We start from the raw sequence: 14,585 nt of genomic DNA, 5'->3' as shown, positions 1-14,585 counted from the left end.
CGGTCTTGAGTTTTGTTTCACACTGTGCGGCAATCAGCGCGACACAGTGTGAATGATTTAGTGTAGACGCTGATCGATTACTCGGCAGCTTCCGGCATTTTACCTTTCTGCGCTGCACGTTCTGTCAGACGCTTCTCAAAATTGGCATTAAACTGCTTTTTCTGTTCCGGGGTCAGAATGTTGTAAATTTTGTTCTGGGTTTCCATATGCGCCAGCATGTTGGCTTTGCGCTGTTCTTCCATCTTCGCAATCTGCGCTTCGGCTTTCGCTTTATCGAAGCTATCGCTGGCGATGATATCGTGCATTGCACGGCGTTCTTCCAGCGGCGGACGTTTCATCTGATCGCGCTGGCCTTTCATGATCTCGCGAATCTGCTGTTTCTGAGCGTCAGTCAGATTCAGGTCTTTAAACATCATGTCGTGATGCGGGGCAAATTTGCCGTTGTGGTGCATCATCGGTTTAGCATCCGCTGGTGCAGCTGTTGTAGTGTCAGCAGCATGAGCCAGGTTCGCAGCACCCAGCGCCAGAGTAGAGGCAACAAACAGAGCAGTCAGTTTACGCATAATTTCTATCCTTTCTTTCAGTTATTTTTACGACACTCATGCGACTCTTATGCAATGTGATGTCGTGTTGACGAGAGTAACTTTACCGGCTTAATCGTCAATTAATCAGAGCAACGGTAAAACCGTGAAAGTGTAAAAAACAAACTTTCATCAATTATGGAGAAAAAAAGAATAAATTGCGTAGAGTTGAAATTAAAAATTACAAGCGGATGATTTTGAAAGGATTATGAAGAACTATACCTGAACCATGATTATTAAGAAAGCAACTCACCAGGAATAATCCGTAATAAATAAAAACAGCACGTAAAAATAAGCCCTTAGGGATAAACCTGAGGGCGAATATATTTATCACAACTTTTCGAGCATCAATCCGGCACGTAAACCACAGGCCACGTTAGGGTTGGGAAAGAGAACGTATTCAACATCATGGGTGACGATAAAACGTTCATCTCCGTCCTGCGCCAGCAAGGTGCCTTCTTTAAAGGGGGTAAAGTTTAGCGTCTGGTTATCCATGTGGAGAATGAAATCGTCGCTACGACGCGTGATTTGCGACACCACGCGATAACGCAGCGGGGATATTTCTCTCGTCGCCCCTCGTTCACCCCGCAGCAGTTTCTCCAGTGCGTCTGCCGTTTGTGCAAACTGGGTGAGGTCGTTTTGTCCAAACGGCAGCGCTTTACCCAGTTCCAACGTACAGGCCAACGCACCAAAATATTCACCACTAAAATGGGTGAACGTGCCGCCAGGCGTCTGATGGAAAACCAGCGCTTCCAGTCCCGCATCTCCCAGCCATTCAAGAAAATCCTCGTCCCAGGCAACGTTGCGTTGTGGCAATACGCCAAAGCGCAGATGCTGTGAACCGCGGATCGCGGTGTGCAGATCCAGATGCCAGCGTGTTGGCTCTTTCGCCCGCGAATAAAAATATTCCAGACACAGCTCAAGCTCATGGGCTCGGTGCGTTTCTTCACTTGCGGTAAAAATCTGCCACCGACCGCCAAACATACGATTCAGGTCGCTATGACAATACCGTTTTCCCGCAGCCAGCGCCTGCGGGTTTCCCAGAATCACCAGCAGCCGCCATGTCAGTCTCAGCTCGCCGCTAAACAGCCTGGAAAGCAATGAATCGAGTATCTCTACCGGCGCTGTTTCATTGCCATGGATCCCCGCAGACAGCACCAGAGAATGTTCAACGGGTGCAAGCGGCGTCAGTTCCAGAATTCCGTGACCGATCCACTGCCAGTCAAAACCATGAGTGGCTCCTTGCGTTTTCTCTGGAGTGGTGCCTGCGAGCGTAATAGCCAGAAAGTTATCCATGGCGCATCCCCTCCTGCTGGAAAGGATACACTGAGCCGAGGTTGAGCAATTGCGTCAGCGTATCCAGTGCTTCACGCCCCTCGCGCAACAGCTGTGGGTCGGCAAGGTCGGCAGCGGTAAGACGATCGCGATAGTAACGGTCAACCCAGTTATTCAACGTGTTAAACAGCGTGTCGTTCATGATAACCGCCGGATTCACCGCCTGCTGTTCCTGCGGGGTGAGCACCACTCTCAGGCGCAAGCATGCCGGACCACCGCCGTTGGACATACTTTCACGCAGATCGAATACCCGCAGGTCATCGATCGGATTGTCTTCCTCGAGAAGCCGGTTCAAATACCGCCACACGCCAGCATGCTCCCGACACTCCTGCGGCAGGACCAGCATCATCGAACCGTCACTACGACTCAGTAACTGACTGTTAAACAGATAAGTGGTCACGGCATCCTGCACCGACACTTCCGCTGTCGGGACTTCCAGCGGGGTAAAACCTGCCACCTGACTGCGCAACTGCTCTAACAATGCCTGCTGTCTGACAAACGCCTGCTGATGACAAAACAGCACCTGGCGATTCGATACCGCAATCACATCGTTATGGAACACGCCAAGATCGATAACGTCCGGGTTTTGCTGAGCAAAAATGCGCTGATGTGGGTTGACCTGATTCAGTCGCGCGACCGCCTCGCTGGCCTCACGGGATTGCCTTGCCGGATAGCGCTTCGGTTGGGATGCATTGCCTTCTTCACGACCGTAAACAAACAGCTGTACGCCGGGGTCACCGTAATCTCCACCGAGGCGGTTATGGTTTGCCGCCCCTTCATCGCCAAATAGCGCAACCTGGGGTAACGCACCGTGGACCGCAAAGCTATTCTCATCACGGAAAATCGCCCGTAACAATGCTTCGGTAGTAGGCGCTTCCAGTGAACGGTGGAACTTATTATTCAGATTCGCCACCGTCAGATGCACTTTCCCGTCCAGCGAGTCTGCCGAAGGGCAAACCGTCGCCGCATTCGCTACCCACATAGGCGATGCGGAGCTGGCACTGGAGAGCCAGTGAGGCGCCTGACGCGACACTTTATCCAGCACCTGTTCGTCACTGCCGCTAAAACCCAACTGACGCAGAACCGGAATATAAGGCCGCTCGTGGGGCGGGATCACCGCCTGAGGAAATCCTGCATCCGCCAGTGCTTTCATCTTTAGCAGACCTTGCTTTGCCGCCAGACGCGGGTTCGACACCTGAAATCGATGTTTGGTTGAGGCCTCATTACCAAATGACAATCCAGCATAGTGGTGAGTCAGTCCCACCAGACCATCAAAATTTACCTCACGGGCTTTCATAGCTTATCCTCGCGAGAAAAATCCAGTCCGGGGCTAAGCGCCGTTGGCAGCGTTAAGGCCGGGGATTCCAGACTTGCCATCGGCCAGGCGCAATAATCTGCGGCATACCACGCGCTGGCGCGATGGTTCCCGGAAGCGCCTACACCGCCAAACGGTGCGGTACTCGCAGCGCCGGTTAACGGCTTATTCCAGTTGACGATCCCTGCCCGCGCCTCCAACAGTAGCTGTTCAAACTGGCCGCGATCGGGCGAAACTAACCCACATGACAATCCAAAGCGGGTGTTGTTCGCCATACGAATCGCATCATCAAAGCTGTCATAACGCCAGACGCCGAGCAGCGGACCGAAAACCTCTTCATCAGGTACGTTCCCCGCCCCGGTCAGTTCGATGATTCCAGGGGTCAGCAGTGACGTTCCGGCATTTACCAGACGTGGCGCTAACAGCGTACGGCCGCCCAACGACGCCAGACGCTGCCAGGCATCATAGACGTGCTGCGCGGCCTGTTCGGAAATCAGTCCACCCATAAATGGCTGCGGTTGTGCATCCCAGTTGCCGGGCACTAAACGCTGACTAACCTCCACCAGACGCGTCAGGAACGCATCACCCTGCGCGCCTTTTTTTACGAGCAGGCGGCGGGCACAGGTACAGCGCTGTCCGGCGGTGACAAATGCGGATTGAATAGTCAGATGCACCGCGGCATCAATATCCTCCGGATTTTCAATAATCAGCGGGTTGTTGCCCCCCATCTCCAGGGCAAGGATTTTTTCCGGCTGGCCGGATAACTGCTTATGCAGCTGATAACCGGTATTCGCACTGCCGGTAAACAGCAGGCCATCGAGGTCTTCCAGCGCACTCAGCGCCTGCCCCGTTTCACGTCCGCCCTGCACCAGATTCAGCACGCCCGGCGGCAACCCCGCCTGCTCCCACAGTTTTATTACTGCTTCACCGGTCCACGGCGTCAACTCGCTGGGTTTGAAAATCAACGTATTGCCTGCCAGCAATGCCGGAACAATATGACCATTGGGTAAATGACCGGGGAAGTTATACGGACCAAAAACCGCCAGCACGCCGTGTGGGCGATGGCGCAACGTTGCCGCACCATCCGGTAGTTCGCTGTGCTGCTCACCGGTACGGGCATGATAAGCTTTGATGGAGATGGCGATTTTATTGATCATCGCCGTCAGTTCAGTCGCGGCTTCCCAATGAGGTTTTCCGGTTTCCTTGGCGATAATCTGAGTTAGCTCGGCTTTATTGCTTTCCAGCAATAAAGCAAACTTTTCAACAATAGTCTGGCGTGCGCTGAAAGGCTGTTTAGCCCAACCGGCAAAGGCTGCTCGTGCGGCCTGGCACGCTTGCGTCACCTGCATTGCATCTGCATCATTACCGTGCCACAGCACATCACCGCTTACCGGGTTGGTTTTCACCCGACGCTCGCCCAGCCCCGTCACCCAGTCACCGTTTATCCATAGTGTCATGCTGTTTTCTCCTCTGCACAAAGACGTACAAAACGTACATGGTCGCCCGCGTGGCATTTCAGGGCATCCAGTTGCGCCGCCGTCAGTACCAGACGTTGGGTATCCGGGTCTGCGCGAACCAGCATGACGCGGAAGTTTTGATAGTTTTCATTGGCAACCAGACAGGCCGGATAATCACCGGTTGCTGGCTGACCTTCCGCCACTTCCACCAGCCTGCTTTTACGAATAGCCCGAACCCGGTCGATATCGCATTCCAGCGTTGGCCCACCGTCGAAAATATCGACATAGTTGCGGTAGCGAAATCCTTCTTTCTCCAGCACCGCCCGCGCTGGGGCAGTTTGCGGATGCACCTGACCAATCACGCCTTGCGCTTCATCAGACAGAAAATGGGTATAAATAGGATGCTTGGGCATCAGTTCAGCAATAAAGGCTTTCTGCCCTGTCCCGCAGAGAAAATCCGCCCGGCTGAACTCCATTGAGAAAAAGCGTTTACCAAGGCTTTGCCAGAACGGCGAGTAACCGTGCTCATCAATCACGCCGCGCATTTCGGCCACGACTTTCTCATTAAATCGGTCGCGAAAGGCCGCCATAAACATAAAGCGCGATTTTGACAGCAAATAGCCGTTGCCTTCTTTTCGCCAGTCCGGATCGAGAAACAGCGTGCAAAGCTCGCTGCTACCTGTGTGATCGTTACTCAGAAACAGCGTCGGCAGCGCGTTATAGACATTCAGCTCTTTCGAGGCGTGGACCAGGGTACCAACCCGGTAGTTGTACCAGGGATCGTTAAGCCCTACCGCTACCTCAATGGCGCAAATCCCGGCCACGGTTCCGCTGGTACTGTCTTCAAGCACAAACACATATCCCTGCTCACTTTTTGGCAACTCACCGCGCCAGGTTTGGAGTGAACGTTCGATACGCGCCATCAGCGTAGCTTCATTCGCCGGTAGCGAGGTCAACCCGCCGCCGGTCTTACTGGCAAGCTGCATCAACGCGGTGATATCCGCGCGTTCAATGGGACGAATCACCATCATGATGAACCTCCTGCTTTAATGCGTTCGCAGGCCAGCGCAAAGCGATCCAGTCCGGTGGCGACTTCTTCTTCGCTGACGTTGAGCGCTGGCGCAAAACGCACCACGTTAGCGCCAGCGATCAGTACCATCACCCCGGCAACAGCCGCTTCTTGCGAGATGAGTTTCGCTTTCCCGGCAAATTCCGCATTCAGCACGCAGCCGATCAGCAGTCCGAGTCCACGAATTTCACTAAACAGTCCAAAACGTTCGTTAATGGCGTTTATACGCTCCACAAACCAGTCGTGGCGCTGTTTTACTCCGTTGAGTACTTCCGGTGTATTCACAATTTCCAGCAATTTACCTGCCACCGCCGTCGCCAGCGGGTTTCCGCCGTACGTTGTACCGTGTGTACCAACCGTCATCACGCTGGCACAGTCTGCCGTCGCCAATAACGCGCCGATGGGGAAACCGCCGCCCAGCGCTTTTGCTGTCGTCAGCAGATCCGGCGTAACGCCGTAGTGCATATAGGCATACAGTTCTCCGGTACGGCCAACGCCGGTCTGAACTTCATCAAAAATCAGCAACGCATTATGGCGATCGCATAACTCACGCAGTCCCTGCAAAAAGGCGTTTGTTGCCGGCACCACGCCGCCTTCCCCCTGCACCGGCTCCACGATAACCGCACAGGTGGTGTCATCAATCAGTTGGCTGGCAGAGTCGAGATCGTTAAACACGGCATGGCGGATATCCGGCGGCAGCGGCGCGAAATCCTGTGAATAGGCAGGCTGTCCTCCGGCGCTGACGGTAAACAGCGTGCGGCCATGGAAAGCATTTTTAAACGCTACAATCCCGCTCTTCTGGCTGCCAAAACGATCGTGGGCATATTTACGCGCCAGTTTTAGTGCCGCTTCGTTGGCTTCTGCACCGGAGTTACAGAAGAAAATGCGCTCGGCGAAGGTGGCGTCAATCAGCTTTTTCGCCAGACGCAGTACCGGCTCGTTGGTGTAGCCATTTCCCGTATGCCAGAATTTGCTCGCCTGGTCGTTTAATGCCTCGCGCAATGCCGGGTGGGCGTGACCCAGCGCGTTAACCGCAATGCCTCCCGCGAAATCGATATACTCTTTACCCTGCTGATCCCACAGACGTGAACCTTCCCCCCGCACCGGAATAAAAGGGGCCGGAGCGTATACGGGCATCATCCATTCATCAAAATTTTCACGCGTAATTGACAGAGACATAGCGACCTCAACGGTAAATAAAAGGTTATTTATATGTTAATAAATATAGTGTTTGCGGTGTAAATGTAGATTGCAGGGTTCGTGCCAGCCAGCGAAAAAAGTGCATAAACGGAGGTCGATGACGGAATATCAACAGGTTACAACGTGGCGATATTCACTGCATGTGCATATAAAGTGAATATGTTTGCGCATCAGGCGACTAAACAGAGGAAAAAACGCAGTTTTATTCAGTCGCCAAATATAATTCTGGAATTGTGATCGTATACGAAATTTTTCGGAAATTATTGCCCCATTCCGACGCGCTTCGCGCCAAAACGGTGCAGTTTTTGCTCCATCGTTAACACCATTAGCAATCATTGTTGGAATCAGGTGACAAGAAGCAGTCAGGCTGCAGAAATTCTGCTACCATCCTTGCACTATTCATCTTGCAAAGTGGCAGCGACTATGAAATTTGTCTCTTTTAATATCAACGGCCTGCGTGCCCGTCCCCATCAACTGGCAGCCATTGTCGAAAAACACCAACCGGATGTTATTGGCTTACAGGAGACAAAAGTCCACGACGATATGTTCCCTCTCGAAGAGGTAGCAAAGCTCGGTTACAACGTCTTTTATCACGGCCAGAAAGGTCATTACGGCGTGGCGCTGTTAACGAAAGAAACGCCAATTGCGGTACGTCGTGGCTTCCCGGGCGATGACGAAGAAGCGCAGCGTCGTATCATCATGGCAGAAATTCCGTCCCCTCTGGGCAGCATCACGGTGATCAACGGCTATTTCCCGCAGGGCGAAAGCCGTGACCATGAAACCAAATTCCCGGCCAAAGCCGCATTTTATCAGAACCTGCAAAACTATCTGGAGACAGAGCTGAAACGCGACAATCCGGTATTGATCATGGGCGATATGAATATTAGCCCAACCGATCTCGATATCGGCATTGGCGAAGAAAACCGTAAACGCTGGCTGCGTACCGGTAAATGTTCCTTCCTGCCGGAGGAGCGTGAGTGGATGGAACGCCTGCTGGGCTGGGGTCTGGTGGATACTTACCGTCACGCAAATCCTGAAAAGAATGACCAGTTCTCGTGGTTCGACTATCGTTCAAAAGGCTTTGACGATAACCGTGGCCTGCGTATCGATCTGCTGCTGGCGAGCAACCCGCTGGCGGAACGCTGTGAAGAAACCGGCATCGACTATGAAATTCGCAGCATGGAAAAACCGTCCGACCATGCGCCTGTATGGGCTAAATTCCGCGTCTGACCTTCTGCGCCTTTTTACTCTCCGGGCCCGGCCTGGAGAGTCTGTTTATTCTGTGCAAAATCAATAAAGTGACGGTAATACATTGTTACGGCCGGGAATTTATTATATCTTCGCGCGCGCTTTTCGCTGACGAAAATGCTCCATTGCACTCGGTTTTACAGGAGAACCCCCATGAAAAAGAAGTTCGCATAAAGCAGAATACCGGCTGCTGATTGTCGCGGTCCTGTTCTGCGTTCTGGCGGGAGTTTTCCATCATTATGGTCTGACCGACCTGATAACCAATTTCCATCATTTACAAGACGTCATCCGCCAAAGCGGTATGTTCGGCTATACGCTTTATATCCTGCTGTTTATTGTTGCTGCGCTGTGTCTGATCCCAGGCAGCATCCTGGTGATCGTCGGCGGTGTGCTGTTTGGCCCCGTGGCTGGGACGCTTATCTCGTTAGTGGCAGCAACCGTGGCCTCGGCGCTGTCGTTTTTGCTGGCTCGCTGGCTTGGACGGGATCTACTACTGAAATACGTTGGGCACACTGCGACGTTTCAGGCTATCGAAAAAGGCATTGCCCATAGCGGAGTAGACTTTCTAATCCTGACCCGGCTCGTGCCGCTGTTCCCCTATAATATTCAAAATTACGCCTATGGGCTGACAGCCATTCCGTTCTGGTCATTTACCGTAATATCGGCACTTACCACCTTACCCGGCATCTTTATCTATACGCTGATGTCGCATGAACTCGCCAGCGAAGGCATTACCCTGGTATTCATCGGTAAGCTCAGCGTGGCAGGGCTGGCGTTATTCGCCCTCGTTCAGGCAGCCAAAGCCTGGGCCCGATATAAGCATATCGATCCGTCAGCCAACCATGAGTGTACAGGTAAATGATAAAACGGAATAAAGCGCGGCTGGCTCGCTATTACCGGGTGGGTTTGATTGCTCTGCTACTGCTCGGGCTAATGGCATGGGCATGGATACCTGGCGTGAGTGATTTTCTCCACGGCAGCCTGGCAGCATTTACCACACTCGATCAGCATGCTCTTGAGAACTTTATTCGTTCTTATGGAACCCAGGCGGCGGTGGTGTCGTTCTTCCTGATGATCTTACAGGCCATCGTTGCACCGCTTCCTGCGTTTGTGATCACGTTTGCCAATGCCTCGCTGTTTGGCGCATTTTGGGGCGGCGTACTATCCTGGAGCAGCGCAATGGCAGGTGCGGCGCTGTGCTTTTTTATTGCCCGCATTTTAGGTCGCGGTGCGGTAGAAAAGCTGACCGGAAAAACGGTGCTGAACAATATGGACGCTTTTTTCGAGCGCTATGGTAAGCACACTATTCTGGTCTGCCGCCTGTTACCTTTTGTGCCGTTCGACCCGGTAAGCTACGCGGCTGGCCTGACCTCAATTCGTTTTCGCCATTTTTTCATCGCCACCGGCATCGGACAGTTACCCGCCACTATCGTCTACTCATGGGCGGGAAGCCTGTTAACCGGCGGCACATTTTGGTTTGTGACGGGTCTGTTTGTCCTGTTTGCCCTAAGCGTGGTGATATCGATAGCGAGAAGCCTTTATCTTGAGCGCCAACGGAAAAAAAGCTGAGACCTTCCCCCATTTTTAGCCATGGAGATATTATGCGTTACTGCTTATTGTGTCTGAGTTTGTTGCTCTGCCCGCTGGCGACGTTTGCCCAGGACGCCAGCTGGCAACAAATCAAAAATGACGCCCGTGGTCAAACGGTGTGGTTCAACGCCTGGGGTGGCGACAATGCAGTTAACCAGTATCTCGACTGGGTTAGCGGCGAGATGAAAACGCACTACAACATTAACCTGAAAATCGTGCGCCTGGCAGACGCCGCCGATGCCGTAAAACGCATCCAGACGGAAGCGGCATCCGGGCGAAAAACCGGCGGCTCTGTCGATTTACTGTGGGTTAACGGCGAAAACTTCCGTACGCTAAAAGAAGCCGGGCTGCTGCAAACCCAGTGGGCGCAAACGCTGCCTAACTGGCGCTATGTTGATACACAAAAACCGGTGACCGAAGATTTCTCCGTTCCAACAGAGGGGGCTGAATCACCGTGGGGCGGTGCCCAACTCACCTTTATTGCCCGGCGCGATCTCACCGCGCAGCCGCCGTTATCTCCGCAGGCACTGTTTAAATTCGCGCAGGCGCACCCTGGCACGGTGACCTATCCACGCCCGCCAGACTTTACCGGAACGGCTTTTCTTGAGCAGTTGCTAATTTCGCTCACCACCAAACCACAGGCATTGAAAGTTGCGCCAGATGCAGCGACATTCGCCGAAGTTACCGCGCCATTGTGGCAGTATCTTGATACCTTGCATCCTGTACTTTGGCGTGAAGGCAAAGATTTTCCTCCCACGCCAGCACGAATGGATGCACTGCTCAATAGCGGCACCCTGCGTTTATCATTGACCTTTAACCCTGCCCACGCGCAGCAAAAAGTGGCGAGCGGCGAATTGCCTAAAAGCAGCTACAGTTTTGGTTTCTCACAGGGCATGCTCGGCAACGTGCACTTTGTTGCCATTCCGGCGAATGCCCACGCCAGTGCCGGAGCAAAAGTCGTGGCAAACTTCCTGCTTTCTCCTGAAGCACAACTGCGCAAAGCTGACCCGGCTATCTGGGGAGATCCTTCGGTGCTTGATCCACAAAAATTGCCTGACGAACAGCGTGATGCGCTGCTGGCGCGGATCCCACAGGGGCTCCCTGCCGTGTTGCCAGAACCGCATGCAGCCTGGGTAAACGCTCTGGAACAAGAATGGCTACGCCGCTACGGTACGCATTAATTCTGCTACTCTGGGCCATCATGGCGGCAGTTTATCTGCCGTTGGCGCCAGCGGCATGGTCTCTGATAACACCGGCGCTTAGTACCACACACTGGCTGGCGCTCTTTGCCGATCCTCAACTCCCGCAGGCGTTACTGGCAACGCTGGTTTCCGTCGGCCTCGCGGCTGGGGGCGCGCTGATTATCGCGCTGCTGGCGATCCTCGCCTTGTGGCCCGGCGCAGGCTGGGTACGTCTGTATACGCGTCTTCCGTGGCTGCTGGCAATTCCGCACGTTGCCTTCGCTACGAGCGTGCTGTTGGTTTTTGCTGAAGGCGGCATACTTTGGCAATGGTTCCCGTTCCTCAGCCCACAGCCGGACCGCTACGGCATTGGACTTGGCGTAACGCTGGCGGTGAAAGAGAGCGCTTTTTTGTTATGGATTCTCTCGGCCCTGCTGAGTGAAAAACAACTTTCTCAGCAGGTTATCGTATTGGATTCGCTGGGTTACAGCCGACTGCAATGCCTGAACTGGCTGGTTCTGCCCGCTATCGGCCCGGCATTAGGTAAAGCTATGCTGGCGATTGTTGCCTGGTCACTCTCCGTTGTTGATGTGGCAATCGTTCTTGGCCCCGGCAATCCGCCAACGCTTGCCGTATTGAGCTGGCAGTGGCTCAGTCAGGGCGACGTCGAACAGCAGGCGAAAGGCGCACTTGCCAGTCTGTTGCTGGTGCTGTTGCTCCTTGTTATCGCGCTGGTGGGTTATCTGCTCTGGCGTGCCTGGCGACATACTATTCCGGCAGTAAACGGTGAACGCCAGCATTTTTCATCTATGACAATCGCACGCCCGCTGGTACAGATTTTGCCCGTCAGCGGTGTGGTATGCGCGCTGGTGCTGGCGCTTATCGCCAGCTATTCCTCGCTAAACAGCGAGGCGCTCAGCAACAGCCTGCAACTGGGGCTCCTTTCCAGCGTGCTGGCGCTTCTGATACTTTTTGCCTGGCTGGAATGGGGTCCACAAACCGGACACCGCTGGGTCTGGCTACCGCTCATTTTGCCTGCGCTACCGCTGGTAACCGGACAATATCTGCTGGCGTTATATGCCGAACAAGATGGACTGATGACGACCATTATCTGGGGCCATCTGCTGTGGGTGATGCCCTGGATGCTATTTGTGCTTAAACCGGCGTGGCAGCGCATTGACCCACGATTAATTTTGATTGCGCAAACCCTGGGCTGGACGCGGGGGCGGATATTCTGGCTGGTGAAATGCCCACAGCTGGCGCGCCCGGCATTGATTGCCTTCGCGGTTGGCTTCTCGGTTAGTATCGCCCAGTATATGCCAACGCTGTGGCTAGGTGCCGGCCGCTATCCCACGTTAACCACCGAAGCGGTGGCATTAAGCAGCGGCGGTAGCAGTGCGATTCTGGCAACACAAGCGTTGTGGCAGCTGCTTTTACCACTGCTCGTTTTCGCACTTGCAGCCTTTCTCGCCGCGTGGATCGGCCGCTTTCGACAAGGACTCCGCTAATGCTTACCGTACGAGGCGTTTCGTTGTACCAGGGCGCGAAAGCGCTGGTGAAAGACGTTAATTTTCAGGTTAACAAAAGTGACATTGTCACAATTATGGGACCTTCCGGCAGCGGGAAATCTTCGCTGTTTTCATGGATGATCGGGGCGTTATCTCCCCAGTTCCAGTCCTCAGGCGAACTGTGGCTTAATGAACGACGCATCGATACGTTACCTACCGCGCAGCGCCAGATTGGCATTTTGTTCCAGGATGCGCTGCTGTTTGACCATTTCAGCGTTGGGCAGAATTTACTGCTGGCCTTACCCGTCAGACTGCAAGGTCCTGCCAGGCGTCATGAGGTAGAAAGTGCCCTCGCACGCGCGGACCTGGCAGGATTTTATTCACGCGATCCGGCTTCGCTCTCCGGTGGGCAGCGTTCGCGGGTCGCCCTGCTCCGCGCGCTGCTGGCGCAGCCCCAGGCGCTGTTACTTGATGAACCCTTTAGCAGGCTGGATGCGTCGCTACGCGATAACTTTCGCCAATGGGTCTTCACCGAGGTGCGTAAATTGGGGATCCCGGTGGTACAGGTGACACATGACGCGCAGGACGTGCCGCCTGCAGGCCGCGTATTTCAGATGGAAAACTGGGCGTGAATGTGGCGATATGCTGCGTTAACGCAAGGTTTTTACGTAACTGGCGGCACAGAATGTCGTCTTCTTTTTTTCAACGTCGGGCTATTCGATGAAACGTGTTTCTCAAATGACCGCGCTGGCACTGGCTTTAGGGCTCGCTTGCGCTTCTTCCTGGGCTGCTGAAACAGCACAGACGCTCACCCTCAACCAGTTACAGCAAAAGCAAGGCGCGGCGATCGATACCCGTCAGAGCGCTTTTTACAACGGCTGGCCACAATCGCTCAATGGTCCTTCAGGACACGAACCTTCCGCACTGAATCTGTCTGCCGCCTGGCTCGACAAGATGAATGATGAACAACTCAGCGCCTGGGTTAAGTCACATCAACTTAAGACCGACGCTCCGGTGGCGCTGTATGGTAGCGATAACGACATGCAGGCCGTTAAATCCCGTCTGCAAAAAGTTGGCTTTAACCAGATTTCAACCCTCAGCGATGCGCTGACAGACCCTGCCCGTCTGCAACGTCTGCCGCACTTCGAACAGTTGGTTTACCCACAGTGGCTGCACGATCTTCAGCAGGGTAAAGACGTGACTGCCAAACCGGCGGGTGACTGGAAAGTGATTGAAGCCGCCTGGGGCGCGCCGAAGTTGTATCTGCTCAGCCACATCCCCGGCGCGGGCTACATTGATACCAATGAAGTTGAAAGCGAACCGCTGTGGAATAAAGTTTCCGATGAGCACCTGAAAGCGATGCTGGCGAAACACGGTATCCGCCACGACACCACGGTAATTTTATACGGCCGCGATGTCTATGCCGCCGCTCGCGTGGCGCAAATTATGCTGTACGCAGGCGTGAAAGACGTTCGTCTGCTCGACGGCGGTTGGCAAACCTGGTCCGACTCAGGTTTACCGGTCGAACGCGGCACTCCGCCAACGGTGAAACCCGAGCCTGATTTCGGCGTGAAAATCCCTGCCCAGCCGCAGCTTATGCTGGATATGGAACAGGCGCGCGGTCTGCTGCATCGCCAGGATGCATCTTTGGTGAGCATTCGTTCATGGCCGGAATTTGTCGGTACCACCAGCGGTTACAGCTACATTAAGCCAAAAGGTGAGATCGCAGGCGCGCGTTGGGGCCACGCGGGCAGCGACTCCACCCACATGGAAGATTTCCATAACCCGGATGGCACCATGCGCAGCGCGGATGACATCGCCGCCATGTGGAAGCAATGGAATATCCTGCCGAATCAACAGGTCTCGTTCTATTGCGGTACCGGCTGGCGTGCTTCAGAAACGTTTATGTATGCCCGCGCGATGGGCTGGAAAAACGTCTCTGTTTACGATGGTGGCTGGTACGAGTGGAGCAGCAATCCGAAAAACCCGGTCGCCAGCGGTGAACGGGGTCCGGATGCCAGCAAGTAAGACTGGCATTATTGCCGGATGCGGCGAGAACGCTTTACCCAGCCTGGATATATCATAGTTGTAGGCCGGATAA

General features: G+C 54.1%; 13 protein-coding genes. 7 read left to right on the top strand and 6 right to left on the bottom strand.

Going from position 1 to position 14,585, the window contains the following annotated elements; genetic code table 11:
* Window positions 1-77 precede the first annotated feature (77 nt).
* The 6 genes from spy to FDW94_RS14990 all read right to left on the bottom strand — a co-directional run bounded on the left by spy (window position 78) and on the right by FDW94_RS14990 (window position 6,936).
* On the bottom strand, window positions 78-563 hold the full coding sequence (gene spy / locus FDW94_RS15015) for an ATP-independent periplasmic protein-refolding chaperone Spy (protein WP_003832537.1): 486 nt from the start codon (window positions 561-563) through the stop codon (window positions 78-80).
* 348 nt (window positions 564-911) lie between these two features.
* Window positions 912-1,877, bottom strand: coding sequence for a succinylglutamate desuccinylase (gene astE, locus FDW94_RS15010; protein WP_137377823.1), 966 nt, complete (start codon window positions 1,875-1,877; stop codon window positions 912-914).
* The gene (gene astB, locus FDW94_RS15005) at window positions 1,870-3,213 is read right to left on the bottom strand and encodes an N-succinylarginine dihydrolase (protein ID WP_003832532.1); all 1,344 of its coding nucleotides are present in this window, start codon (window positions 3,211-3,213) and stop codon (window positions 1,870-1,872) included. Before astB ends, astE begins: the two co-directional genes overlap by 8 nt.
* Window positions 3,210-4,688 (bottom strand): succinylglutamate-semialdehyde dehydrogenase, encoded by a 1,479-nt coding sequence (gene astD / locus FDW94_RS15000; protein WP_137377822.1) that lies wholly within the window; start codon window positions 4,686-4,688, stop codon window positions 3,210-3,212. The genes astB and astD overlap by 4 nt, the downstream gene beginning before the upstream one ends.
* Entirely contained in the window at window positions 4,685-5,719 is a 1,035-nt protein-coding gene (gene astA / locus FDW94_RS14995) for an arginine N-succinyltransferase (RefSeq protein ID WP_060682309.1), read from the bottom strand. The genes astD and astA overlap by 4 nt, the downstream gene beginning before the upstream one ends.
* Entirely contained in the window at window positions 5,716-6,936 is a 1,221-nt protein-coding gene (locus tag FDW94_RS14990; protein ID WP_111465743.1) for an aspartate aminotransferase family protein, read from the bottom strand. Before FDW94_RS14990 ends, astA begins: the two co-directional genes overlap by 4 nt.
* Window positions 6,937-7,380: 444 nt before the next feature.
* Here FDW94_RS14990 and xthA point away from each other — a divergent pair, with 444 nt between their 5' ends.
* The 7 genes from xthA to FDW94_RS14945 all read left to right on the top strand — a co-directional run bounded on the left by xthA (window position 7,381) and on the right by FDW94_RS14945 (window position 14,512).
* Window positions 7,381-8,187 (top strand): exodeoxyribonuclease III, encoded by an 807-nt coding sequence (xthA, locus tag FDW94_RS14975; protein WP_003030642.1) that lies wholly within the window; start codon window positions 7,381-7,383, stop codon window positions 8,185-8,187.
* A gap of 223 nt (window positions 8,188-8,410) precedes the next feature.
* Complete coding sequence (locus FDW94_RS14970; RefSeq protein ID WP_170974252.1) at window positions 8,411-9,067, top strand: TVP38/TMEM64 family protein; 657 nt, start codon at window positions 8,411-8,413, stop codon at window positions 9,065-9,067.
* Complete coding sequence (locus tag FDW94_RS14965) at window positions 9,064-9,774, top strand: TVP38/TMEM64 family protein (RefSeq protein ID WP_137377821.1); 711 nt, start codon at window positions 9,064-9,066, stop codon at window positions 9,772-9,774. The genes FDW94_RS14970 and FDW94_RS14965 overlap by 4 nt, the downstream gene beginning before the upstream one ends.
* A gap of 32 nt (window positions 9,775-9,806) precedes the next feature.
* Window positions 9,807-10,976, top strand: coding sequence for an ABC transporter substrate-binding protein (locus FDW94_RS14960; RefSeq protein ID WP_137377820.1), 1,170 nt, complete (start codon window positions 9,807-9,809; stop codon window positions 10,974-10,976).
* Entirely contained in the window at window positions 10,949-12,484 is a 1,536-nt protein-coding gene (locus FDW94_RS14955; protein ID WP_137377819.1) for a thiamine ABC transporter permease, read from the top strand. Before FDW94_RS14960 ends, FDW94_RS14955 begins: the two co-directional genes overlap by 28 nt.
* Window positions 12,484-13,116, top strand: a complete 633-nt coding sequence (locus tag FDW94_RS14950; RefSeq protein ID WP_137377818.1) for an ATP-binding cassette domain-containing protein — start codon at window positions 12,484-12,486, stop codon at window positions 13,114-13,116. The genes FDW94_RS14955 and FDW94_RS14950 overlap by 1 nt, the downstream gene beginning before the upstream one ends.
* 88 nt (window positions 13,117-13,204) lie before the next feature.
* A complete protein-coding gene (locus FDW94_RS14945) occupies window positions 13,205-14,512 on the top strand; it encodes a sulfurtransferase (RefSeq protein WP_137377817.1) in 1,308 nt (435 codons plus the stop codon).
* Window positions 14,513-14,585 lie beyond the last annotated feature (73 nt).

It is taken from the genome of Citrobacter sp. wls757 (assembly GCF_005280935.1).
In the GTDB taxonomy this organism is placed as follows: domain Bacteria; phylum Pseudomonadota; class Gammaproteobacteria; order Enterobacterales; family Enterobacteriaceae; genus Citrobacter; species Citrobacter portucalensis.
The sequence above is the reverse complement of the archived record's forward strand: the minus strand, read 5'-3'. Positions and strand labels throughout refer to the sequence as shown.

Excerpts from the sequence above, each read along its gene's own strand:
- FDW94_RS14960 (WP_137377820.1), top strand. The coding sequence starts at position 9,807 with ATGCGTTACTGCTTATTGTGTCTGAGTTTGTTGCTCTGCCCGCTGGCG.
- FDW94_RS14950 (WP_137377818.1), top strand. The coding sequence starts at position 12,484 with ATGCTTACCGTACGAGGCGTTTCGTTGTACCAGGGCGCGAAAGCGCTG.
- astA (WP_060682309.1), bottom strand. The coding sequence starts at position 5,719 with ATGATGGTGATTCGTCCCATTGAACGCGCGGATATCACCGCGTTGATG.
- FDW94_RS14945 (WP_137377817.1), top strand. The coding sequence starts at position 13,205 with ATGAAACGTGTTTCTCAAATGACCGCGCTGGCACTGGCTTTAGGGCTC.
- xthA (WP_003030642.1), top strand. The coding sequence starts at position 7,381 with ATGAAATTTGTCTCTTTTAATATCAACGGCCTGCGTGCCCGTCCCCAT.
- astB (WP_003832532.1), bottom strand. The coding sequence starts at position 3,213 with ATGAAAGCCCGTGAGGTAAATTTTGATGGTCTGGTGGGACTGACTCAC.
- astD (WP_137377822.1), bottom strand. The coding sequence starts at position 4,688 with ATGACACTATGGATAAACGGTGACTGGGTGACGGGGCTGGGCGAGCGT.
- FDW94_RS14955 (WP_137377819.1), top strand. The coding sequence starts at position 10,949 with ATGGCTACGCCGCTACGGTACGCATTAATTCTGCTACTCTGGGCCATC.
- astE (WP_137377823.1), bottom strand. The coding sequence starts at position 1,877 with ATGGATAACTTTCTGGCTATTACGCTCGCAGGCACCACTCCAGAGAAA.
- FDW94_RS14965 (WP_137377821.1), top strand. The coding sequence starts at position 9,064 with ATGATAAAACGGAATAAAGCGCGGCTGGCTCGCTATTACCGGGTGGGT.
- spy (WP_003832537.1), bottom strand. The coding sequence starts at position 563 with ATGCGTAAACTGACTGCTCTGTTTGTTGCCTCTACTCTGGCGCTGGGT.
- FDW94_RS14990 (WP_111465743.1), bottom strand. The coding sequence starts at position 6,936 with ATGTCTCTGTCAATTACGCGTGAAAATTTTGATGAATGGATGATGCCC.